Below are 24,448 nucleotides of genomic sequence, written 5' to 3'. Positions count from 1 at the left end.
TTTTTTAAGAAGATAAATTGCAGTAATACTAATTGAAAAACCTTTGACTAAATAGAATAGCGGAGATTTTTTGTCTGAACTTAAAATGCCTCATTCAACCCCAAAAAGAACCCTTTTTGACCATACCTGCCAAACGCATAATCAAGGCAAAGATTGGTGCGGGTGGCTTTATTAAATAATACCCGCAGGCCGCCGCCATAGCCCGGCTGCCATTGCTGAAATATTTTAGTGCCCGACTCATCATTGGCTGTTTGCAGGTTGGCAAATGCCACGCCGCTTACAAATTTGTTCCGCAGTATCGGGAAACGGTATTCCACTTCCGAGTAGTTGTATTGCGTGCCTTTAAAGTACTGCACAACGTAACCACGGCCGCTCCTGAAACCTGCATCTTTACCGGTGCCGGGCAGTTCAAGGTAAGGGATATTACCGCTGATGAGGTATGAGCCCCAGTTCCAGAAAGCAACAACATGTTCGGGGTTAGTTTCAGACAGGCTGAAATATTTTCTGAAATCTGTAGTGAACTGTACTGCGTTTCTTGAACTTCCCAGCCAGCTTTGATTAATGCGAAAGCCTGCATCTATATAAATCCCCCGGTATGCACGGTTTTGATTATCCCGCGTAGTATATTGCAGGTTAAAGAGAAAGCCATTAGCTGCATAATGGTCACGGGCAAAGCCGTGGCGGTCGCTGTAAATATTGTAGGGTGTAAGGTCGGTTGTTGATTTGGTATCCTCAATTTTGCGCCTGATATCAAAAGATACACCTGCACCTAAAAATAGCCCTGTGTCAATTTCTTTATACACTTTCTCTCTCAGGTTAAAATATTGCGAATGCAGTGCCCTGCCCTTACGCTCGGGATTGGCCAGCACCTGGTCGGCTGCGCTGCCGCTTGATGCCTGGCCAATTCCCAAACCGTAGTCGGGCGAAACCGTTTTGGCTGCAACCAAATTGCCCTGGAAATTCCAATTATTACCGGGTGTATAGATATTGTGATTAATATAAAAGTAAATAATCCCCTTGGTTGTAATAGAAGCCGATGTGGCCGCTACTGATAACAGGGTATTGGGATCGTTCCCTAACTTTTTACCGGCCACGGCTTTAATGCCAATCTGCGACCCGATAGTGGGGTTAGAAGCCACATTGGGTATAACCGTAATGCCCGATGATTTTTTATTTGGCCCATCTGCCGGCCGGCCGGGATGCAGTATGTTGCGCAGAAGGTCGCCAAAATCATATTGTTTATATAAAGTATCGGTAGGCTTTGCCGGTTGTATAGTTTTTTCTTTAATGCGTAAGGAATCGGCCTTTACCGAATCGGCAGGTACCTGTACCTGGCTATAAGCATGGTTTATTGCGCCTGTAAACAGTATCAATAATAAAGTCGTTAAAAACAGGAAAGAGCTTTTATATGATGGTTTGTGATGCACGTTAACGTATATAAATATTAAAAATTCAATTTTTTGCCTGTAAATCGTGATTGGTGTTGGCCAATTTTTAAACCCTGAAATCTGTAGAATGTTTGAAGTTTATATTTCGGGGCCGTGTTAAGTCTGCAGCTTTGGGCATTAATTTGATGGTACGGTTAAATATTGCTACCTTAATATTCTCTTGTTATAAACCACAGAATCCGTTCTGTCCTGCTGTAAATTTTTAACCAATTATGATCATGAACGCACCTTACACCCGTTTTATGGCTTTTGTCGTTTTTATGCTTTGCTCCCTTTTAGGTAATGCTCAAAGCAATCAGAACATAACAGATACTATTAACCGCAAATGGTGGAAAGAGGCTGTAGTTTACCAGGTTTACCCCCGCAGCTTTAAGGATAATGACGGGGATGGCATCGGCGATTTGAAAGGTATCATCTCAAAGCTTGATTATATCAAAAGCCTGGGAGTTGATGTTGTGTGGCTTAACCCCATTTATAGCTCGCCTAATGATGATAATGGCTACGATGTAAGCGATTACCGCAACATCATGAAGGATTTCGGAACCATGGATGATTTTGACGCCTTGCTGAAAGGTATGCATGCCCGTGGCATAAAACTGGTTATGGACCTGGTTGTGAACCATAGCAGCGACGAACACGAATGGTTTAAGCAAAGCCGGAGCTCGCGGAATAATCAGTATCGTGAATATTATCACTGGTGGAATGCCGAAAAAGGTAAACCACCTTATCGTTACAGTTTATTTGATGTCAACCACGATGCCTGGCGATATGATTCGCTCAGCAATGCTTATTACCTGCACTACTTTTCGCGCAAACAGCCCGACCTTAACTGGGAAAATCCCAAACTCAGGAATGAAGTGTACGGCATTATGAAGTTTTGGGCCGATAAGGGGATAGACGGTTTTAGGCTGGATGCTTTCCAGTTTGCTGCAAAGGATACTACGTTCCCTGCCTTTCCGAAAGGCTTTGAAAAAAACTTTACCCAATACTACGGCATGCAGGGCAATTTGCATGGCTACCTGCAGGAAATGGATAGGGAAGTGCTCAGTAAATACAATGTAATGAGCGTGGCCGAAGGTGCAGGCAATACATTTGAAGATGCACATAATTTGGTTGATGCCGACAGAAATGAATTAAATATGGCCTACGCTTTTGAAGGTGTGGATATTGCCAGGCCCGAAGGTTATAGCATCATCCATTTAAAACAGGTATTTACCAAATGGGATAGTGCATTTGCCGCAAAAGGCTGGCTTTCCATATTCCTGGCCAATCATGACCAGGCGCGGCTGGTAAGCAGGTTCGGTAATGATAGCCCGGAGTTTAGGGCGGTATCATCAAAAATGCTGACCACTTTTTTGCTAACCATGCGCGGTACGCCCTATTACTATAACGGCGATGAACTGGGCATGACCAATGCAGGTTTCAGCACAATTAATGATTACCGAGATGTGCAAACGCTAAACGAATACCAGCGGCAGAAAAACATTGGCGCAGATTTGCCGGCGTATTTAAAACTAATTGCCTTTGAAAGCCGGGATAATGCTCGCACTCCTTTTCAGTGGAATAGTACTACTAATGCAGGTTTTACAACCGGTACTCCCTGGATAAAAGTAAACCCTAACTACAAAAGCATTAACGCGGTTGCCCAGGAAAAAGACATCAATAGTACGCTAAACTATTTCAGGCAGATGGTAAAGCTTCGTAAAGATAACCTAACACTGGTGTACGGAAAATATACATTGCTTGATGCGCAAAACCCCGACACTTATGCCTACACCCGGGAATTGAATGGTAAAAAGCTGCTTGTACTCCTGAATTTTACCAATAAAACAGCTTCGGCACAGACCGGTATGGATTTGGGTAATGCCACTGTTCTAATAAGCAACTATCAAAAGCCATCAAAAAATGGTACACTTATGCCATATGAGGCTGTTGTTTATGAGGTGAAATAAGGGGATTTTAGAGATACTAAAATGAAAAAAAAAACGTCATTGCGAGGCACGAAGCAATGACGCCTTATAGATACATTTTCTATCGCAAATTTAAAATCTTATCTCACTACCAACTCAATCTGCAGCACCCTCGGCTTATCCCCAATTGCAGGGCCGCCCCAATCTGTTTCATCGCCATTAAGGATGCGGAGTGCTTTGAATGTACCATGATCATACCAGCCTTCTTCAACCTTGAGATATTGCCAGGCCTTGCCGGTATTGCTGCCTGTTGGGTGAAATGTGATGCGGCAGTTTGTTCCTGTCATGATCAGTTTGTTTTCGTCAAGGCTAATTATCATTGCTTTGCCGTTATGCTCCTTGTTGGGTTTAAATTCACCGCCCCGGCTACTGCCGAACTTTATAATAGCATCCCATGCGCCGAGCTTAATGGTTTGCTCTACTCCATCTTCGTGTTCAACAGCGGCCTTAATCTTATTTTCAAAAGCCCATTGGGCCAGTTCCCGCATCATTGGTGTTGCCATCGCATATTCCTGTGCAAAGGGAGCGAGGTGTTCAGCAAGTTGTTCATTGTTAGAGCTATCGCCGTTATTGTCTATCCCAAAAGGAGAAAAACCGATGCCACCGTGTGCAAGCACATCATAAAAGTATTTGGCATTGTCGGCAATTAAACCGGCTTCGGGCACAAACAAGGCATTATCCGGGCGGTCATACAGTTCAATTACTTTCAGCACTCTTTCACTGCCTGTTAGGTAAATATCGGGAGCAAGCAAATCGATGGATGGGGCTGCTGCTTTCCAGATCGGGATCACATTATCTGTAGCGCCGCCGCTTTCATAGCTGGTGGCAAATGGATTGGTAAGCGGATCGCGGAGTGCAACGTTTACATATAAAGGCAAAGGATATTCGGCTTTACCAGCTGCGGCAACCTGCCCGATGAACCGGGCTATTGACCAGGCCTGGAAATACTCATCGGCCCTGTCGCCAAAAACTTGCTGCCATGAACCTTTTGAGTTTACCGGAACATTCAAGGCTTTCAGTATGGCCGGTTTTAACAGATCGGCAGGTACATCGGCCTCAAACAGTTTTTGTGCTTTAGCCGAGTAATCCCGAACAGTATCCCATGAGCCAGGCTCATTTTCAACCTGCATCATAATAACGGTATGTTGTACATCTGCCTGTTTCAAATACCGCATAACTGCAGCAAACGCTTTGATATCGGCATCCAAAGTAGCTTTTGAATGCGGAGAGGGCGAATCAATTGGTTTGCCTGTTTTACCGGTGATGTTTGGATATTTCTCCGCATCGCGTTTCATCCATTCGGGCATGTAATGATTGCTGCCGTTTTTCCAGGTTCCAAACCATAATAGCACCAAATGTACATTGTGCTGCCGGGCTTGCGTAAGCAGGGTATCTACTACTGAAAAATCAAACTTTCCAGGCTGGGATTCTATCTGTTCCCAGTAAATGGGTACTTCCAAAGTATTGAGGTGCATCGCCTCAACCGACTTCCATACGCCCGGCATCAAAGCAGGCCAGGCGCTTGAATTGTGCGCCTGGCCACCAAGCATTAAAAACGGCTTGCCATCAACCAAAAACTCGTGCCTGCCATTTTTTTCAACGAGTTTAGGCAATGAGCCGTCATTGGTTTGGGCAAAAGTTTTACTGCCTGCTAATAATAGTAAGCAAAGCAGGAGAATATTTTGAGTTGTTTTGCCTGTTATTTTACGCATGATATCAAAGGTTTATGACCAGGCCAAAATAAATACAAAACAGCGCTTAAGGTAATACTAAATAAACCGTTTATGGTTAAAAATATACCAGCTGCCGCCTTTACTTGTTCAGCTCCAGTTTGGCAAAAAAATCATTAAACATCAGGTTGATATCCAGCCTGCGGTAAACGCGGATATTACGGCCATGTGCATTGTAATCATACCCGCCCTGCGCATTAATAAAAGGGCAAGGTTTTAACACATATTCGCTTGATGAAGGATCGGCCTCAAATGATGATCGTAGAGCAGTAAGCAAAACCAGCGGACTATCGCCCAAAATATAGGTTTCGCCCAAATTAAGATGATATTGCTGAATGCGGGCCATCAGGCTTTCAAGTACGCCTGCTAAATATTTACCAGCTTCACCCTGTGGTTTTATTTTAAGCTGTAATTCGGAATAAGGCAATATGGCCTGGCGGTACCCATCCCTCGGGATTTGCCAAAGCTTTAGTTGCGAATGGTTAAACACGGCCCTTGCCGCCGGTATATCGATATTGAGGTTATACTCAGGGCTGCTGTAGTTTGGCGGAGGTAGCGCGAGGTCAATGTATTCGGGGCCGCCAATCCAAACAAGGGTCAATTTATCGGCAATTTTGGGGTCGGTTAATACCGCCGATGCGATTTCGGTAAGCCCGGCACCACAAAGCACATAAAGAGGGAGATTGGTATCGGTGCGCGATGCTTCTTTAATGATCAGGTCAACAGCTTTACTTTTTACAGGGGTTGTATCGTTAACCATGCCCGTATTGGAGCCGGCTGTAACCGGGAATTGGTCTTTGAGTTTTAAAACGGTTAACAGTTTGGTAGCTTCTTTTACCGCATTATCGGCCTGGGTTTTTGATTTGTCAAATCCATCGTTAGCATTTAAGTGTGAACCAATAATGCCCCTTACCTCTATCGATGGGGACAGCACGAGATGCGTTAGCGCAAACAAACCATCCGGATCGCCACCAAAATCATTATCGATAATTACCCTGATGCGTGGCGAAATGAGTTTATTGGCGGTAGTTGATTGCCCTTTTGAAACGCAGGGGAAAACAAACAACAGGAGCAGTAAAAACTTGCTTTTGGTCATGGCTTACAGGTCATTGGTTATAGCACACAATATAAGTGTTTGCTATGAAAGTAATACCGTTTTACCCAGCTATACTTTCAAAAGCTGCAAGATATTTATCGATATAAAATTGCTTGCTTGGGGTTTTATACTGCATGATAAAACGCGGATGTTCCAGCGCTACGATCTCACCGAAGAAATGATATTCATCGTTCAGCTTACGTAAAAATGTCTCATTTTTCCCGGTGCCGAAACAAAAGCATTTTTCGGTGTTAATGCCCAGATCAATCTGCTTACGAATGTTTTCGATCATGAAATGATAAACTGCCCTGGTTAGTTCCTTGCTGTCGTAATAATTATAATTCTTTTCCTTGCCGTTTGCATCAATGCTGGTAAAACCAAGTGGACAAGGAGAGTTAATATAGATCTGTTTATAAAAAGCCTCCGGGCCGCCAAAGGCGTTAATCACTTCGTAAACAAATACCGATGAAGGCTCGTGCGACATTTTGCCTTCGTAATTGATATGGCATTCGGATATCAACCGTTTAGGATCGGTAAAAGGGATGCCTGTTAAGCCGCCGCCAAACCTGCCGGGGTTAATGCCTAAAATGATATGCCGCTGCTGGTTGTCGTTATAATATTTATGATAAAAGGCATCAACAATCCTCATGGTTTGCGGATGCTCTTTAAAAGGGTTCATGATGCGGATGCCGGCCGGTAAAGGATCGCCAGTATAGGTTAGCTGTTCATTGAATTGGATTACCCTGTCTGCAAATGTCATGAACCAAATGTAGCATTAGTTAACCAATTGTTTTTTGAACTGGTTGGGGCTTAAACCGGTTTCTTTTTTAAATAACCGTGAAAAATAAGGCAGGTTCTCAAAACCTAATTCGTAAGCTATTTCCGAAACGTTCTGATCTTCATTTTTGAGCCTGTTTTTGGCTTCGTTAATAAGATAGACGTGGATCAGCTCTATGGCTGTTTTGCCGGTTTCCTGTTTGAGCATATCGCTCAGGTAACGAGTAGAAACGTTAAGGTTTGATGCCATGGCATATACGGTAGGCAAGCCCTGGGTTTGTAAAAGCCCGCCATCAAAATATTTGGACAAGGCTTGGTTAAACTTGGATATCGTTTTGCCCGAAAGCTCTGTTCTGTTAATGAATTGACGTTTATAAAAGCGTTGGGAATATTTTAAAATGGAATCAAGGTGAGTGAGGATAATATCGCGGCTATATTCGTCCATGTTGCTGTTTAGTTCGGCCGCTATTTTATCATGCAGTTCCCATATTATTTGCTCTTCGCGGGGTGAAAGATGCAGGGCTTCATTAATTTCATAATCAAAAAAGCCATATTTTTTTATCTCGCTATGCATTGGGTGCCCGTTCAAAAAGTCTTCATGAATAAATATATTAAAGCCGGCATCCTCAAGCATAAGGTTGGTGTACTCAATTATCCGCCGGGGTTTTGCAAACGACATTGAACCGTTTTCGTGATCGTACCGTGTACGGCCATATGAAATGCTTCCTGATTTCAGCTTTTTAAAAGTGATCATATAAAAGTCGCCCGAAAATTCTTTATCCCTCATTGTGCATTTGCCCTTGCATGGCACAACTGCGATCATAGGGTTTTCGGATAAGGGGAGCCTGTTTGCTTTCAGGAAAAGGGTTAAACTTTTATAATAATTCATGGCAATAAAATAAAAGCAGGATCGGTACAAATATACGTACAGATCCTGCGGGCAATTATTTAATGTTGGTCATATTAATGACCATGAGCGGCTGCGGCAACGTCGTTCCATTGATCCCACTCGGCTAAGCGGCCGTCATAAACCTGTTTTACCCATGGTAAAGCTATTTTACCAAGAAACAAACGGAGAGGAGGGTTTTCACTATCAATCAGTTTAAATATTGCATCGGTTGTGGCTTCGGGATAACCAAAAAAATCTTCAGTAAATCGGGCTTGTTGATCGGCTTTCATTTGATCGTATTGAGGCAAGGCAGTTGAATGCACTGCTGAAGCGCTGCCCCAATCGGTTGAAAAGCCGTTAGGTTCTACCAGCGATATCTTGATGCCGAAAGCTTTTACTTCTGCAGCCAACGATTCGCTCAAACCTTCAACTGCGAATTTCGAAGCATTGTAGATCCCTAATATAGGAGCTGTTGCCACACCCAGCACACTTGATAACTGGATAATATGGCCATGCCCTTGTTCGCGCATAACAGGAATAGCTGCCTGGGTTAACCAAAGCAGGCCAAAAAAGTTAGTCTCCATTTGGTCTCGGGCTTCTTTTTCGCTGGTTTCTTCTACCGCGCCAAACAGGCCGTACCCGGCATTGTTAATGAGTACATCAATACTGCCGAAATGGTCTTTGGCTTTTTTTACAGCTGCAAAATCAGCATCACGGTCATTAACATCCAGTTGTATCGGTAATATGTTATCGCCATATTGTTTTACCAGGTCATCCAATGAGCTGATGTCGCGGGCTGTAGCTGTTACTTTATCACCGCGTTTTAAAAATGCTTCTGCCCAGATTTTTCCAAATCCCCGTGAAGCACCTGTTATAAAAATTGTTTTAGACATTGTTTTATGTTTTTTGATAAAGCAAAGTTAGCAGGTGGTTAACAGGCAGATTTATACAGATGTAATGAAAACTGATACATTTATGCATAAAGCTACTTTTATGATTTTACGTATAAGCGCAGTTCTTTTAAAAATTTCATCCGCATTTCGCTTTTTACCAAATGGTAAGTGGAACAGGGCTTTTACGGGGGAACTTTGCGGTGTTAAAAAGAAAACATCATGAATAATCAAATTGAAAACAGATCGTCATTAAATGGCAAAAGGGTAATTATATTGGGTGGAAGTACCGGCATAGGCTTCGCGACAGCAAAAGCTGCTGCTGCCGAAGGTGCTAAAGTGGTGATAGTTTCGGGTAATCAAGGCAAAATTAATAATGCGCTTAGCCAATTACCTGAGGGCACCGAAGGTTACGCTGTTGACCTTGCCCACGAGCAAAATATAAAAGCATTTTTTGAGCAGGCAGGTAATTTTGATCACCTGGTATATACGGCTGCCGAAAACCTCAACCTCAATAATATCGGCGAAACGGATATTGATGCCGCACGTAAATTTTTAAACCTGCGTTACTGGGGAGCGTATGCTGCTGTTAAATATGGTACACCGTTCATTAATGCAGGAGGCTCGGTAAACCTTACCGGCGGTACAGCAGGTAGCAGGCCCGCAGCTGGCTGGTCAATAGCCAGTAGCATTTGCGGCGCTATGGAAGGTTTGGTAAGGGCATTGGCTGTTGAACTTGCTCCTGTGCGTGTAAATGCGGTAGTACCCGGTGTAATTGACACCAACCTTTGGGATAGCTTGCCTGCCGAAAATAAAGAAGGCCTTTACAATTGGGCAAAAGATACGTTGTTGCTTGGCCGTGTTGGCCATGCTGATGACGTTGCCCTTGCCTTTGTGTACCTGATGAAACAAAGTTTTGGTACCGGTCAAAACTTGGTGGTTGACGGCGGCACGTTGCTGGTGTAATGGTTTAGGATAGAAATTTTCAATTCCCTCCCTTGGGAGGGGTGCGGATGCTAAGTGTAGTGGCAGGGAGGGGTTTATACGCCTTGCCCGTTAGTGAGCATATTAAAGAAACCCCTCCCTACACCCTCCCAGGGGAGGGAATCGCACAAGCCCTTGTTCAAGAAGTATCTTCCGCGCGTTTTTTGCCAAAGCATCCATCTTTTGTATCTTGGCTATTCATCAACCCCAAAACAATTGACCAACATCCCGATACACTTTAATAAAACCCGCATAGCGCCAACGCCAAGCGGGTTTTTGCATGTGGGTAATGGGCTGTCGTTTTCTATTACTGCGGCATTGGCCCGTAAACACGGCGCAAAAATATTATTGCGGATTGATGATCTTGACAGGGCAAGGGTTAACCCTGAATATTTAACCGATATTTTTGATACGCTTAATTTTCTGGGAATCCCCTGGGATGAAGGGCCGCAGGATGCGAATGATTTTGAAGCCAATTTTTCGCAGGTTCATAGAATGCACCTGTACAATGAAGCCCTTGAGCAACTGGCTGCCGGTGGTTTTGTTTTTGCCTGTACCTGCTCACGCAGGCAGCTTAATGAAGCAGGCTTATGTAATTGTTTTGATAAACAGATCCCTTTAAGTACTCCAGAAGCAAGCTGGCGTTTACGCACCAATAATAATGCTGTGTTGAAAGTAAAGAGCTACGGTGGTGAAACCATCCAGGCACAATTACCAGCTGAAATGAAAAACTTTGTTGTCAGGAAAAAAGATGGCTTTCCGGCTTACCAACTTACTTCGGTTGTTGACGATCTGTTTTATGGTGTCGACCTGGTTGTAAGAGGGGATGATCTTTGGGCATCAACGCTTGCCCAAATTCAACTGGCAACCGTGCTGGATAAACCAGCTTTTAATGATATTGTATTTTATCATCATCCCTTATTGCTTGAAGAACCGGGGAAAAAATTGTCCAAGTCGGCGGGTTCAACATCGGTTAAGTACCTGAAGGAGCAGGGTGGGAGCGCGGCAGATGTATTCGGGCTTATTTCTGAAATATTAAGGCTCCATAAAAAAGCTTCTACCTGGCAACAGCTTGTCGAATTGATACTTAGCTCACCTACCCCCTTTATTAACAGGTGTTTATAAAATGCAGATTTAATGTGAATCCGCTTTAATCTAAAAGTGTCGATTAATATATTATAATGTAATGAAAATGTAAATTCGTTTACAATAAATTAAATCACATAGTACTTTTACTTTATCATGACATAACTATCGGTACATATCAGAAAGCTAAATTTGCATCAACAAATAAAATTTACGATGCAAGCAGCATTTTGCCACAAGCACCTAAAATTTGTGTTTTTTGTTATCCTGACACTCAGAGCCGCCACCTGTCTCGCTCAAAACAGCTCCCTCTCTAAAGGTTTCGCCCACAATGATTACTGGCATAACCGTCCTTTGTACGATGCCCTGGATAACGGCTTTCAAAATGTAGAAGCTGATATTTACCTGCGCGACGGTGAATTGCTGGTAGCACATATCCTGCCCGCCTTTCAAAAGAAACGTACCCTGGAGCAGCTTTATTTAATTCCGTTATTTGATTGCCACCAGGGCAAAAATAAAGAAGTTGTGTACCCGGTATCGCCCGTTACGCTCATGATCGATATTAAATCCGACGCTGATAAGACCTACGCAAAGCTATCGGAGGTATTGAAACGTTATGCGCCAATGCTGTCGAGCTATGATAACGGTAAAATAACCGAAGGGGCCGTAACTATTGTTATAACCGGTAATAAGCCCTATAAAATGCTCAAAGCGCAAAAGCAGCGCTACGCTTTTATTGATGAAGACTTAATGCAGGTGCGTACCGATACGCTTTCAAATACTATTTATAAAACTGCCAGCTGCAAATACTCGCGGCTCATCAGCTGGACTGGCAATGGCCCCATGCCTGAAGATCAGAAACAATTACTGCGTGATTACGTAGCTGTGGCACATCAGTACAAAAAACGGGTGCGTCTTTGGGCCTCTCCCGAAAATAAAGAAGTATGGCGGGCTTTAGTTGAATGTGAGGTCGATTTGATCAATACCGATAAATTAGCCGAACTAAGGGAGTTCCTGATGACGGGGCTGGAGCCTGTAAGATATGCGAAGGTGAACACCAAGTAATAACCTTTAATCAGTCAATAAGATGAAAAAGATCAGAGTAGCCTTTTTTGCCGAAATACTTATTGAAGATTTTGACGGTGCGGTACGTACGATGTACCAGCTCATTAAACGGATTGACCGTAATATTTTTGAATTTTTGTTTGTATACGGAGCAGGCCCGGATAGCATAGCTGGTTTTGAATCATTAAAAGTTCCGGCCCTAACGCTGCCTATTAATACTGGTTACACTATGGCTATACCGGGCCTGGTGATGAGCGAGCTAAAGGAGGAGATAGATAGCTTTGTGCCGGACATTATACACATCGCCACACCATCGTTATTGGGCAATTTTGCCTTAAAATATGCCACGCAGCGTGGCTTGCCGGTCATCAGTATCTATCATACCCACTTTATTTCCTACATCGATTATTACCTGAAGCACACCCCTTTCCTGATCAATAAGGTTAAACAAATAATGGCCGAAAGCCATAAGGTTTTTTATAACCAGTGCGACCAGGTATACGTACCCTCGGTAAGTATGAAGGAAGAGTTAATTGATATTGGCGTTGATACCTACCGCATGAAGCTTTGGCAAAGGGGAATGGATAGCGGCCTGTTTTCGCCACGGCATAAAAACAGTAAAACCGTGCAGGCGCTAACCGGGAATGATAATCCTACAATTTTATTTGCGAGCCGCCTGGTTTGGGAAAAAAACCTGGAAACCCTGTTTGAGGTCTATACCATAATGCAGGAATACCACCCGGAGGTCAATTTTATAATTGCAGGCGATGGCGTGGCACGCAAGGCTTGCGAAGTGAAGATGAAAAATGCCGTATTTACAGGCAAGGTTGATCATAAGACACTTTCGGTTTTATACGCATCATCAAGCCTGTTCCTGTTCCCTTCGGTATCCGAAGCTTATGGTAACGTGGTGCTTGAGGCCATGGCATCTGGTTTGCCCTGCGTTATTGCCGATGGCGGCGGCTCAAAGGATTTTATTGAGCAGGGCATCAATGGTTTTAAATGCGATCCTTATAATGCTGCCTGTTATGTTGAAAGGATAGAATTATTGCTGAAGAGCAATAGCTTAAGAGAACAATTTATTGAAGAGGGGCTTCAATACAGCAGCCGCTTAAGCTGGGAGCACCTCGCTTCGGTATATTTTGACGATCTGGCCGAAATGGCCGGCGCTGATGTGTTGGTGAAGATTTGAAGATACGGGAATTGCGTTTTAGTTGCAGCTCTTCGATCCGATCCAAAAATTGATGTGAAAAACCGGCATAATCCTAAAGTGATTTCCTTGTCACAAAACGCCGATAAGCTTGTACACCAAATCCTATTTCTTACATTTGCCGTTTGTTTTAAATAATAAGGGCTGATTATCAAATCATAATAGGGGAATTTCATGTACGATATTTGTTGTGTAGGGCATATTACGTTAGATAAAGTGGTAACGCCGCAAGCGGTGAAGCACATGGCGGGCGGTACTTCTTTTTACTTTTCAAACGCTATCCGTAATATGGATGTGAGTTATACACTGGTTACTTCGCTTGCTTTGAGCGAAATGCCTGTGGTTGAAAAACTCCGCGGCAAGGGAATTGAAGTACATGCCACTACCGGCGGCGAAACGGTTTACTTTGAAAATATTTACTCTGCTAACCAGGATCACCGCACCCAGCGTGTACTGCAAAAAGCTGATCCTTTTACTATTGAACAACTTGATGAAATAGATGCCCGCGTTTATCATTTAGGCCCTTTACTGGCCGATGATATTTCGGTAGGATTTATCAAAGCCCTTGCCCAGCGCGGCAAGCTTTCCCTTGATGCACAAGGTTATCTTCGTAAGGTGGAAGATAAAAATGTGATAGCTGTTGACTGGCCTGAAAAACGCGAAGCCCTGCAATACATCCATATCCTGAAAGTCAACGAACACGAACTGGAGGTGCTGACCGGTATTACCGATATCCGTGAAGGGGCCAAAGTTTTGAACGAATGGGGTGTTAAAGAGGTGGTGGTTACCCTGGGCAGTATGGGCTCTGTTATTTATACCGACGGTGTTTATTACCAGGTGCCGGCTTACAAGCCATCGGAAGTTGTCGATGCTACCGGTTGTGGCGATACCTATATGGCAGGTTATTTATACCAGCGCGCCAAAGGCAAGGGTTTCCAGGAATCAGGAGAGTTTGCAGCCGCTATGGCCAGCTTCAAGATCGAGTCATCAGGCCCTTTTACCGGTACTGAAGAAGATGTGCTGGAGTTGTTAGCGAAGAATAGGGTTTGAAGCTTAAAGCAAAAAGCTAATACTGGTTCAAGTTTAGCGATAGCGTAACTTGGACCTAAATAGGTTAAGCTGAAAGCTTAACCGTGATTTCCTGCAATTAATGGTTCAAGGAAGCAGGATGCTTCCACCATTTTAGGACGAAGTTACGCTATCGCTAAACTTCGACCAGTGAAGGGAGTCTACGGACAGCAATTGTTGAAGTAAGGAGAGTATATTACCTTTCGCCTTTAACCTTTCACCACCAAAAACTATATTTCCTTAGCATCCGAAGCGTTGATCCAGCCTTCGTTGCCGCTGGCCAGCCTTACCTTCATCCAGCCGTTGTTATTGTCCAATATCTGAACTTTGGTGCCGTCATGGATCAGGAACAGGTTTTTGGCATTTGGTGTTGGAGCGCTTTTTACATTTACCGATGTACTGAAGATGATAGCCCCATGATGGGCATCAAAATATTGCTCCTGGCGGCTTGCTGCAAACATACTTGCAAAGCCGAAAAGTAAGAACACTAAGGCTGTATAAAATGATGCTTTTTTAATGCCCACCGAATTAGTAAACCTGTAGGCTATTAGTAATCCCGAGCCTGCTATGATAAACAGGATGGTCATCACAGCTAAAGAAGTTAACGAAAAACGAAGGATAAACGAATGCCACCACTTGGTGATGAAAAATTCGGTACCGGCATCTACCTTATCGGCTGTTTTTTGATTGGCAAACTGGATATTGAAATTGATATCATCATCGCCCGGCGAAAGTTTATGCGCCTTTTCATAGTACAGCAGCGCCGATGTCACATCCTCATTTTTAAAGTAAGCATTGCCCAGGTTATAATAAACCAATGCCGACTGGTGCCCATCGTCCACAATTTTTTGGTAGGTGGTTATAGCTTCTTTGTACTGGCCCTTAGCGTACTGGTCGTTTCCTTTTTTTAGCAAGATATTAGCATCATCGTTAGCTAATGCGTACATGGGCATAACGATGATGAGCAGTAAGTATATAATGCGCTTCATCATGTTATATTTTATTTTCAATGTTATTGATCATGTTCTGTGCCTTATCAAACACCTGCTGCTCGGTAATGCCCGATACAGGGGCATAGCGCGCCATTTCACAAAGGTCAAGCGTGTCCAGCATCTCGTTAATGAGGTTTTCATCAAGCGAGCGGGCTTTTAACTCGGAGGCTATCTTTTCACGGTTCAGGTCGGCATAAGGGATATTAAGCTTATCGCTCAGGTAACCGTATAAACCGCGGAACAGATTTTCATAAAAGGCCTTTTTATCATTCAGCTGCTGCTTAGCGCTGGCCAGGTGTTTGGCCGCCACTTTACCCGCCTTGCGGCTTTTTAAACCTACCACATCGGCATTGTTTTTATCGCGCCATTTGCCATAAACTAACGCCCCTAAAAAACCTACCGGGCCCAGGATCAGCAGGAAATAATATAATCCCGAACCGTAAAAGTCGCTGCCGACGTCGTTTAACTCGCTGCCGGTTTTAATATAGCGGATATCATTGCTCAGCACCTTAACATCCTGCTTGCCCGCGTTTGAAAAGGCGGTAACATTACTGCCATCGCCCGAGCCTTTAGCCACCTTGATATGGAATGCCGGGGTGCTTAACGAAACGTACCTGCCGGTAGCCGGGTTAAAGTAGGCAAACTTAACCGGGTCGATAGTAAAATCGCCCTGGTGCCTTGGGATAAGCAGATACGTGTATTTCCTGTGGCCCGATGAACCGGCGGAACTTTCGGTAATCGTATCGGTGATCTTGGGTTCATACTTCTCAAAATCGGTCGGGAAGTTGGGGCTGATCGGTTTCAGCAATTTCAGGTTGCCCGTACCGCTTACCTTTACCTGGTAATTGATAGCATCATTAGCCTTGATATCATTTTTATCGAGCGAAGCTTCAATATTAAATTTACCCACAGCGCCGGTAAACTCAGCAGACTTGCCTGCCAGCGGTAATGGTTTTACGTGGATAACAACAGGCGTGCTTTTAACCTTATATTTCACATCCTCATATCCGCCAAAAAAAGCGTCGAAGGGATCGCCGGATGATGAAGCGGCCTGCTGCCTTACAATAAAGTTCATGATAGAGGGCTCAATGGTGATATTGCCCTCATGCTCGGGGAACAGGATAGTTTGTTTAATATCGGTAACATTGTAGCGTACGCCGTTTAAAACCTCGGTACGCCATTGGGCGTTGGGGTTATTGCTTTTAATTTCCTGGCTGTAAAAACCATTAAGATCGGGGATCTTTTCAGGCTCGCCGTTAGCGATGTTAACGCGGGTATAAAGGCGCAGATTCATCATGATCTGCTGACCAAGGTAGGCGGTTGTTTTGTCAACTTCGGCACGTAAAAATAATGATTTGGAGATATCGCTTACACGCCCTTTTTGAATGTTGCGGCTATCGGGGCCGTTGCCGCCTTGTTGCTGAGCTTGCTGACTGGCCTGTCCACCCTGGCTTTTTACTACTTTAACTTTAATGGGAGAGGTGCTGTATGGTCTTCCTCCCGACATAATAGTGGCAGGGCCGATGGTCAATTCGCCTTCTTTAGTCGGTACCAAATCATACCCGTATGCTATGCTTGCCGAGGTGACCCCGTTAATCATAGACATACTGTTGGATACGTTAGGTCCACCAACTACCTGGAACCCGCCGAAAGCAGGCGGAGCAAAACGATCACCATTGGCATTGATGGAAAAGGTAACTTCAAGTACCTCGCCCGTGCCTATGGTGGTTTTATTTACCGATGCCGTGAACTTTACCTGTGCAAAAACCAGGCTTGAGCAACACAGCAGCAGCGTTAATATGGAAAGTTTAATTTTCATTAGTATCTACAAAACAACAAGATTTACCAATCTTTTGAAATAGGAACTTTAGCCCCTTTTAATTTTTTATTCTTCAGCTTATCCTGGGTTTGCTTCTCATCATTGTTGAGGGCATCAAGCATGCGCTGAGCATCATCTTTTGACAGTTGGTTTGGCTGCTGTCCCTGCTGATCTTTCTGATCCTGGTTTTGCTTGTTTTTGTCCTGGTCCTGCTTGTTTTTGTCCTGGTCTTTTTTATCGTTCTTGTCTTTATTCTTATCGTCTTTTTTATCCTTGTTGTCTTTGTTCTTATCCTTGTTTTTGTCTTTATTATTGTTGCCCCCACCGCCTTTATTCTTGTCTTGCTGTTTTTTTAACATTTTTTGGGCATAGGCAAGGTTATACCGGGTTTCATCATCCATAGGGTTGTTAACGAGTGCTTTTTTATAAGCGTCGATACTTTCCTGGTATTTTTTTTGGGTTAAAAAGGAGTTGCCAATATTGTGAAAAGCTCCGGCTTTTACATTTTTATCGGCCGACGCGGCGGCGAGCTTGTTAAACTGTTCGGCAGCCTGATCATATTTTTGCTGCTTAAACATGGCATCGCCAAGGTTAAAATTACCCTCAACGGTTTTATCCTTTTTGGTCATGGCCTGGCGATAACTTGCTTCAGCTTCCTTATATTTCTTTTGCTGGTAAAGCTCGTTACCCTTATTGATAAATTTTTTTTCCTGCTGGGCAAAAAGAAATGAAGCCTGCAGCACTAAAATAATGGCTATGATATATTGCTTCATGTGTTTTTTACTTCAAATAATTTAATCTTACTCAGGCGCATGTTTTTACGGATGGAAATAAAGAACTCGGCCAGTAACAGTACAAAGGCTATGGCAAGGAAAAACTGGAACCTGTCCTCAAAATCTTTAAACTGTTTTGTATCCGTCATTTTGCGTTGTACTTTGGCTATCTCATCCATCACAATGTTAAGGCCGCTGTTGGCATTGTTAGCACGCACGTAAACGCCTTTTCCTGCCTCGGCTATTTCTTTACCCATGGTTTCATCAAGCTTACTAACTACCGGGTGGCCGGTGCTATCGTTATGAAAGCCGACTTGCTTACCATCCTGGTAAATGGGAACAGGTGCGCCTTCTTCCGAACCTACACCAACCACGTTTACGGTAACATTTTTAGCTAAAGCATATTTGGCTGCGGCTACGGCATCGTCCTCATGGTTTTCTCCATCGGTAATAATGATGATGGATTTGCCGGTACCATTCTTAAAATCAAACGACTGCATCCCTAAATTAATTGCCGCACCAATAGCTGTGCCCTGTGTTGGCACCATTTCGGTATTAATGGTGTTCAAGAACAGTTTAGCTGCCGCATAATCGGTAGTTACCGGGAGCTGTACATAAGCCTGGCCCGCAAATACTACTATGCCAATACGGTCGTCATGCAGTTTATCTATCAATTGGGATAGTGCGCGTTTGGCGTTTTCAAGGCGGTTAGGGGCAAGGTCCTGCGCAAGCATACTATTTGATACGTCGAGCAGGATCATGAGGTCGGCGCCTTTACGTTTTACCTCCTCGGTTTTTGAACCCAGCTGCGGATCGGCTATGCCTACAATAACCAGCGAATAGGCCAATATGAAAAAGATAAACTTGATCCACGGGCGCGAAAAGGAAACCTGCGGCATCATCTGCAGCACCATCTCCTTATTGCCCAACGAGGCTATGGCTTTACGTTTCCACCAGTTTACCCTCAAAAAAATAAAGAGCAGCAGCGGAATAGCAAGCAATCCCCATAAAAATTCTGTATTTGCAAAACGTAGCATGCTGTTATGTTAAAGCTCCCTTAAGCAGGGTGTTTTTTGTTAAAAATTCTAACGATAAAAGTGCCAGTGCAATAATAGCGAATGGCAAAAAGCGTTCGGTTTTTTTGCGGTACTGGGTAACATCTATCTTGGCTTTTTCCAGTTTGTCAATCTGTTCGTAAATATCCTTCAAAGCACTGTTATTTGTTGCCCTGAAGTATTTACCGCCGGTAATGGTGGCAATTTTACTCAGTGTGCCTTCATCAATATCAACTTTCATGCGCTGGTATTGTACCCCCATAGGGGTTTGAACAGGATAAGGCGCATAACCATTTGTACCGATACCTACCGTATAAACCCTTACGCCAAACTGTTTGGCAATTTCGGCAGCAGTAACCGGGGGAATAGAGCCCGAGTTGTTTGAACCATCGGTAAGCAGGATCACCACTTTACTTTTGGCTTCGCTGTCTTTTAAACGGTTTACGGCCGTGGCCAACCCCATACCAATGGCGGTGCCGTCTTCAATCATCCCGTTTTTGATATCGGCATAAAGGTTTACCAATACCGAGTGATCGATGGTAAGCGGGCATTGTGTAAAGCTTTCACCGCTGAAAACTACCAGGCCTATCCTGTCATTAGGGCGGTTCTGGATAAAATCAATAGCGATGTTTTTGCCCGCTTCAAGCCTGTTGGGCTTAAAATCTTCGGCGAGCATACTGCCCGAAATATCCGAAGCGATGACGATATCAATACCTTCAGTTGTAGTATCCTGCCAGCTCAATGACGATTGAGGTCTTGCCAGCGCAATGATCAACGCGATCATCGCCAGTGAGCGCAATATGATGCCCAAATGCCTGAAACGCGGCAGCATGCTTTTGGTGATCATAGCAAAACCCCTGATAGTAGGCATGGCCAGGTTACCCTGCAGCTGCTTTTGTTTCCAGATGTACCAGCCCACCATAAGCGGGATGCTGATGAGTAGCCAAAAAAACCCGGGATGCGCAAATTCTATTCCTTTAAACCAAATCATTTTGCCTCATCTCCCTTCACGTTAACATCGGCCGGCCTGGCATGGGGCTGGGTATCTTTAATAAAGGTAACAGCGTTTTCCATGCTCTTTTCATTTTCATGGGCAACCGGTTTTTCTTTGGCAAATTTCACCATATCGGCAAGTACAAGCAGCTGCCTTAGCAGGTTCCTGTCTTCGCTGGCTATCTCCATATTCCGCAGGCTGGCAAAGATCTCTTCGGATGTTTGCTCCAGGGCTTGTATGGTATACCGTTTTTCGAGGTATTCACGAACCACGTCGCTCAGCTCAATATAATATTGCTTAACCTGGTCATGCTGCCAAAGCTGCTTGTTTTTGATCTCTTCAAGCTTTTGAAGCGCCTGGATATGCAGCGGAATATCGGGTTTAACCTCTTCAACAACCACTTCTTTCTTAGGTCGTTTAAGAAGATAATAAACCGCGGCGGCTATCACAATCAGCCCCAGCCAAATGCCCAAAACCAGCTTCCAGTTATCGTGGAGCCAGTCCCAGAAAGTGTATTTAACTATCAGCGGCTGTTTAATGTCATAAAAGGTTTTGGTTGTATCAACCGCCACTGTTCTTACATCAAGGTTCAGCGTATCGGTTTGTAAGTCGCCTACCGACGATTTAAACACATACGACGGGATAACATAGGTGCCACTGTCAAAAGCAGTGATAGTATAATGTCTGGTAATGGTTTTTATGGATTGATCGCCCTTGTCGGCAACAGTATCCGCCTTAAATTTAACTACCTGAATTTTGCCTATACTGTCGGGCAGTTTAGGGAAGCCAATATTGTCCTTAGCGTGAAAACGGATGCTTAAATTGAGCTGGGTTTGTTGGCCTATGAGGATAGATTTTTTATCCAGCGTGGCTTTTGCTCCAAAGTTTTGTGCCCTGCCTGTTTGGTGAAAGCCTGCAAGCAATACCAACATAGTCAGGGTGTATTTGATGTACCTGTTCATATATTTTACCGCCGGCCTTCCCGCTTTTTAAATAATGTCATTAATGGTTTAACGTATGATTCATGTGTGCCAATGGTAGTATAATCAACCCCCGAACGGCGAAAAGTATCCTGCAGGGCAGCGTTGCGTTTTACGGCATCCCATTTAAAGGCGTCGCGAACGGCTTTATCGCCAGTGTTTACCCACATGATATGCCCGCTTTCTTCGTCCTTAACCGGGATGAGGCCCAGGTTGGGAAACTCCTCTTCATGTTTATCATACAGCTTTAAGGCAATGATATCGTGCTTTTTATTGGCGATCTTAAGCTCATTTTCAAACTCCGAAGTAATAAAATCAGAGATAACAAAGGCCGTACATTTCTTTTTGATAACGCTTGTGAAGTATTTCAGCGCTTCGGCTACGTTGGTGCCCTTGTTTTCTGGTTGAAAAGCAATCAGCTCGCGGATGATCATCAGGATATGGCTGCGGCCTTTTTTAGGCGGGATAAACTTCTCGATCTTATCACTGAAAAATATGATGCCTACTTTATCATTGTTCTGTATGGCCGAAAACGCCAGTACAGCGCAAAGCTCAGTTGCCAGATCCTGCTTTTGCTGGTTTTGCGTGCCGAAATTTTCAGATCCGCTCACATCCATCAGCACCATAACGGTAAGCTCACGCTCCTCTTCAAATACTTTTACGTAAGGCGCGTTAAAGCGGGCCGTTACGTTCCAGTCGATGGTACGGATCTCGTCGCCGATCTGGTATTCACGCACCTCGCTAAACGCCATACCGCGCCCCTTGAAAGCCGAATGATACTCGCCCGAAAATAAGTGGTTACTTAATCCACGGGTTTTGATCTCTATCTTCCTTACCTTTTTTAGCAGATCCTTGGTGTCTTTAGCCATTTGGCCCCCTCTAAATCTCCCCCGGTAGGGGAGACTTTTGAATTTTTTAGTTAATTAAATAATACCCTTTTCTTAAAGCCCTCCCTCCCGGGGAGGGTTTGGGTGGGGCTATTACGGTACCTCAACCGCGTTCAATATCGCTGTAATGATATCCTCGCTGGTAATGTTTTCGGCTTCGGCCTCGTAGCTTAAGCCTACACGGTGCCTTAACACGTCATGACAAACAGCGCGTACATCCTCGGGGATCACATAGCCGCGGCGTTTAATAAAGGCATATGCTTTTGATGCCAGCGCTAAACTGATACTTGCCCTTGGCGATGCACCAAAGGTGATCAGCGTTTTGTATTTGGCAAGCTTAAACTGATCAGGGAAACGGGTAGCGAAAACAATGTCAATAATGTATTGCTCAATTTTTTCATCCATGTAAACCTCGCGCACTATTTTACGGGCTTTGATGATCTCTTCGGGCTTGATGATAGCGTTTGGCTTGCCCATACCGGCCGGCGAAATGTTGGCGCGCATGATCTTTTTCTCATCCTCTTTGTTAGGATATTTGATCACCACTTTCAGCATAAAACGGTCAACCTGTGCTTCGGGCAGGGGATAAGTACCTTCCTGCTCAATAGGGTTTTGGGTTGCCAGTACCAGGAACGGATCGGGCAGTTTATAGGTAGTATCACCAATGGTTACCTGGCGTTCCTGCATGGCTTCAAGCAGCGCGCTTTGCACTTTGGCAGGCGCGCGGTTAATCTCATCGGCCAAAACAAAGTTAGAGAAGATAGGGCCTTTGCGCACTATGAACTCTTCTTTCTTTTGGTTGTAGATCATGGTACCCAATACGTCGGCAGGGAGCAAATCCGGTGTAAACTGGATCCGGCTAAAATCGGCCTGGATAGCTCTTGCCAGTGTATTAATTGCAAGGGTTTTTGCCAGTCCCGGTACACCCTCTAATAAAATGTGCCCGTTGGCCAGCAAACCGATAAGCAAACGTTCAACCATGTAACGCTGTCCTACTATCACTTTATCCATCTCCATGATCAGCAGATCGATGAACGCGCTTTCTCTTTGTATCATTTCATTCAGCGCCCTGATGTCGGTTGAATACGACGTTGGAGCTGCCGATGCAACATTTCCTGTATAGCTATTTTGTTCTTCCATTAATTTTTTTCGTTTCGGTAGGCAAACTTAAACACCCGCTCAATTTTTCGCCAACTAAAATCCTTGCATAAATGTTAAAAAGTGTTAAATAATAATATATCGCGGCTGATATATCTGTTTAACACTCACAATGTTTGGTGATAATTGTTAAATGTGCCCCTGTTAAATCCCCAAGATACACTATTTAACCGCTTTTGGTACTATATAACGTGCTAAAAGGTGTTTTATTGAATGGGGGTAGTGCCCCGCTTAAATAACCCGAGCTTGTTTGTAACGAATGCAGAAATAAAGAATTTGCCGCCGTATCGACTCACCCCGACATCGCTGCGCTTGTCACCCCTCTCTACGCAAGCGTAAAGAGGGGATTTGGTTTTTTTATTTTCCCTACCCTCTTTGCGGTAAAGCCGGAGAGAGGGTGGTCCAGCGAAGCGTAGACCGGGTGAGTTGACTATGCGCTCAGCTTTCCTTGTTATGGCAGCCCAAGATTAAAGCAAAAAATTTCCCGACTTTATTCTCTACATTTAATCAACATTACCCATGCCAATATGAAAAAGAGCGTATTGCTATTAACACTGGTCATGGCCATCCTTTCTGCGGTGGTAGCCAGGGCACAGCATGTTTATAAAAACATCCCCCTGCCAAAAAACATCAACGGAGTTAACGAGGAATTTTCGGGCATGACCATCTATGACAATCGCCTTTATCTCGAACCTCAATACGGCGATCATAAGGAAACGAAACTTGATGGAACATTTAACCTGTATAGTATCCTTACCGATAGTATAGGCCGGGTTGTTGACGGCCGGGATACTGCGTTAACTGCTTATAAAATTATCAGCGTAAAAAAACTGAATTTGCTGCCCGATTCTGTTAAAGCTAATTATGAAGGTTTTGAAGCTATTAGTATTGTTAACAATACCGTGTTCCTTTCCATCGAAACAGATGATAAGTATGCGTATTGTTTTATACTTAAGGGAAAACTTGATACCGTTAAAGGTGAAGTGACAATTGATCCTGCACATTTTATTTCCCTCCGGAGATATCCATCAATCAGCAATGCCGGTTTTGAAAGTGTTACTTATCTGCCTAAAGAAAATAAGCTGCTGGCATATTATGAGTTTAACGCCATGCCTAAGGGAGGATTGGGATACTTGATAGATACCTCATTTAACAAAGCCCCTGAACAGATCAAAACACCATTCCTGTATTTCAGGGTTACCGATATTGCCGCGGCCGATAACGGGCATATTTACGGTATTAACTATTTCTGGAATGGGGACTATAACGCTTATTTAAACAACGATTGGGTAAAAAGCCCCGAAGCTGCAATAAGCAAAACTATTCCTGAACTTGGCAGTAAGTTGAAAGCTGATCCAAACTACTTGCAAAATAATCCTTACGCAGCTATTGTAATGTTGGAGAACCGTAAAAGTAAACAGTGGAAATACATACGCTCATTTGATGGTGTTAAAAATAACTGGGAAGGGATAGCTTTGTATAAAAAAGGAGCACTCATTGTTACCGATGCCAACAGGAGCAGCAAGCAGGTTTGTAGGTTGGTGTATGTGGATTTTTGAGCAGGGAAGTAGTTTTTG

Annotated in this window: 22 protein-coding genes; 8 read left to right on the top strand and 14 right to left on the bottom strand. The window is 44.0% G+C overall.

Annotated features, from left to right (window positions below):
• Window positions 1–80: 80 nt before the first annotated feature.
• Entirely contained in the window at window positions 81–1,373 is a 1,293-nt protein-coding gene (locus ACFFGT_RS21905) for a BamA/TamA family outer membrane protein (RefSeq protein ID WP_377024647.1), read from the bottom strand.
• A 293-nt stretch (window positions 1,374–1,666) separates the two neighbouring features.
• Here ACFFGT_RS21905 and ACFFGT_RS21900 point away from each other — a divergent pair, with 293 nt between their 5' ends.
• Window positions 1,667–3,400 carry a glycoside hydrolase family 13 protein gene (locus tag ACFFGT_RS21900; protein ID WP_377024646.1) on the top strand — a complete coding sequence of 578 codons (1,734 nt, stop codon included), beginning with the start codon at window positions 1,667–1,669 and terminating at the stop codon, window positions 3,398–3,400.
• Window positions 3,401–3,498: 98 nt separating this feature from the next.
• Here ACFFGT_RS21900 and ACFFGT_RS21895 read toward each other — a convergent pair whose 3' ends face one another.
• From ACFFGT_RS21895 to ACFFGT_RS21875, 5 genes are all read right to left on the bottom strand, one after another.
• On the bottom strand, window positions 3,499–5,130 hold the full coding sequence (locus ACFFGT_RS21895; RefSeq protein WP_377024645.1) for a GH35 family beta-galactosidase: 1,632 nt from the start codon (window positions 5,128–5,130) through the stop codon (window positions 3,499–3,501).
• A 100-nt stretch (window positions 5,131–5,230) separates the two neighbouring features.
• Entirely contained in the window at window positions 5,231–6,244 is a 1,014-nt protein-coding gene (locus tag ACFFGT_RS21890; RefSeq protein WP_377024644.1) for a nucleoside hydrolase, read from the bottom strand.
• A 61-nt stretch (window positions 6,245–6,305) separates the two neighbouring features.
• Window positions 6,306–7,004, bottom strand: a complete 699-nt coding sequence (locus tag ACFFGT_RS21885; RefSeq protein ID WP_377024643.1) for an SMUG2 DNA glycosylase family protein — start codon at window positions 7,002–7,004, stop codon at window positions 6,306–6,308.
• A gap of 15 nt (window positions 7,005–7,019) precedes the next feature.
• On the bottom strand, window positions 7,020–7,910 hold the full coding sequence (locus ACFFGT_RS21880; protein WP_377024642.1) for a helix-turn-helix domain-containing protein: 891 nt from the start codon (window positions 7,908–7,910) through the stop codon (window positions 7,020–7,022).
• A 74-nt stretch (window positions 7,911–7,984) separates the two neighbouring features.
• Entirely contained in the window at window positions 7,985–8,803 is an 819-nt protein-coding gene (locus ACFFGT_RS21875; protein ID WP_377024641.1) for an SDR family NAD(P)-dependent oxidoreductase, read from the bottom strand.
• 64 nt (window positions 8,804–8,867) lie between these two features.
• Here ACFFGT_RS21875 and ACFFGT_RS21870 point away from each other — a divergent pair, with 64 nt between their 5' ends.
• From ACFFGT_RS21870 to ACFFGT_RS21845, 6 genes are all read left to right on the top strand, one after another.
• Window positions 8,868–9,026, top strand: coding sequence for a hypothetical protein (locus ACFFGT_RS21870; RefSeq protein ID WP_377024640.1), 159 nt, complete (start codon window positions 8,868–8,870; stop codon window positions 9,024–9,026).
• Entirely contained in the window at window positions 9,023–9,766 is a 744-nt protein-coding gene (locus ACFFGT_RS21865; protein WP_377024639.1) for an SDR family oxidoreductase, read from the top strand. The genes ACFFGT_RS21870 and ACFFGT_RS21865 overlap by 4 nt, the downstream gene beginning before the upstream one ends.
• A 93-nt stretch (window positions 9,767–9,859) precedes the next feature.
• Window positions 9,860–10,909, top strand: coding sequence for a glutamate--tRNA ligase family protein (locus ACFFGT_RS21860; RefSeq protein ID WP_377024638.1), 1,050 nt, complete (start codon window positions 9,860–9,862; stop codon window positions 10,907–10,909).
• 177 nt (window positions 10,910–11,086) lie between these two features.
• The gene (locus tag ACFFGT_RS21855) at window positions 11,087–11,935 is read left to right on the top strand and encodes a phosphatidylinositol-specific phospholipase C/glycerophosphodiester phosphodiesterase family protein (protein ID WP_377024637.1); all 849 of its coding nucleotides are present in this window, start codon (window positions 11,087–11,089) and stop codon (window positions 11,933–11,935) included.
• 22 nt (window positions 11,936–11,957) lie between these two features.
• Entirely contained in the window at window positions 11,958–13,127 is a 1,170-nt protein-coding gene (locus ACFFGT_RS21850) for a glycosyltransferase family 4 protein (RefSeq protein WP_377024636.1), read from the top strand.
• Between the two features lie 192 nt (window positions 13,128–13,319).
• Window positions 13,320–14,195 (top strand): PfkB family carbohydrate kinase, encoded by an 876-nt coding sequence (locus ACFFGT_RS21845; protein ID WP_377024635.1) that lies wholly within the window; start codon window positions 13,320–13,322, stop codon window positions 14,193–14,195.
• Window positions 14,196–14,443: 248 nt separating this feature from the next.
• Here ACFFGT_RS21845 and ACFFGT_RS21840 read toward each other — a convergent pair whose 3' ends face one another.
• The 8 genes from ACFFGT_RS21840 to ACFFGT_RS21805 all read right to left on the bottom strand — a co-directional run bounded on the left by ACFFGT_RS21840 (window position 14,444) and on the right by ACFFGT_RS21805 (window position 22,853).
• Complete coding sequence (locus tag ACFFGT_RS21840; protein WP_377024634.1) at window positions 14,444–15,205, bottom strand: tetratricopeptide repeat protein; 762 nt, start codon at window positions 15,203–15,205, stop codon at window positions 14,444–14,446.
• Between the two features lies 1 nt (window position 15,206).
• Complete coding sequence (locus ACFFGT_RS21835) at window positions 15,207–17,024, bottom strand: BatD family protein (RefSeq protein ID WP_377024633.1); 1,818 nt, start codon at window positions 17,022–17,024, stop codon at window positions 15,207–15,209.
• Between the two features lie 23 nt (window positions 17,025–17,047).
• Complete coding sequence (locus ACFFGT_RS21830; protein WP_377024632.1) at window positions 17,048–17,797, bottom strand: tetratricopeptide repeat protein; 750 nt, start codon at window positions 17,795–17,797, stop codon at window positions 17,048–17,050.
• Window positions 17,794–18,834 carry a vWA domain-containing protein gene (locus ACFFGT_RS21825; protein ID WP_377024631.1) on the bottom strand — a complete coding sequence of 347 codons (1,041 nt, stop codon included), beginning with the start codon at window positions 18,832–18,834 and terminating at the stop codon, window positions 17,794–17,796. Before ACFFGT_RS21825 ends, ACFFGT_RS21830 begins: the two co-directional genes overlap by 4 nt.
• A 4-nt stretch (window positions 18,835–18,838) precedes the next feature.
• Complete coding sequence (locus ACFFGT_RS21820; RefSeq protein ID WP_377024630.1) at window positions 18,839–19,843, bottom strand: vWA domain-containing protein; 1,005 nt, start codon at window positions 19,841–19,843, stop codon at window positions 18,839–18,841.
• Entirely contained in the window at window positions 19,840–20,808 is a 969-nt protein-coding gene (locus ACFFGT_RS21815; protein WP_377024629.1) for a hypothetical protein, read from the bottom strand. The genes ACFFGT_RS21820 and ACFFGT_RS21815 overlap by 4 nt, the downstream gene beginning before the upstream one ends.
• A 5-nt stretch (window positions 20,809–20,813) precedes the next feature.
• Window positions 20,814–21,695, bottom strand: a complete 882-nt coding sequence (locus ACFFGT_RS21810; protein WP_377024628.1) for a DUF58 domain-containing protein — start codon at window positions 21,693–21,695, stop codon at window positions 20,814–20,816.
• Between the two features lie 111 nt (window positions 21,696–21,806).
• Window positions 21,807–22,853: an AAA family ATPase gene (locus ACFFGT_RS21805; protein WP_446686301.1), complete on the bottom strand. Its 1,047-nt coding sequence runs from the start codon at window positions 22,851–22,853 to the stop codon at window positions 21,807–21,809.
• 545 nt (window positions 22,854–23,398) lie between these two features.
• Here ACFFGT_RS21805 and ACFFGT_RS21800 point away from each other — a divergent pair.
• Window positions 23,399–24,430, top strand: coding sequence for a hypothetical protein (locus tag ACFFGT_RS21800; protein WP_377024627.1), 1,032 nt, complete (start codon window positions 23,399–23,401; stop codon window positions 24,428–24,430).
• Window positions 24,431–24,448 lie beyond the last annotated feature (18 nt).

The organism is Mucilaginibacter angelicae, assembly GCF_042434235.1.
Lineage (GTDB): Bacteria > Bacteroidota > Bacteroidia > Sphingobacteriales > Sphingobacteriaceae > Mucilaginibacter > Mucilaginibacter angelicae.
The sequence above is the reverse complement of the archived record's forward strand: the minus strand, read 5'-3'. Positions and strand labels throughout refer to the sequence as shown.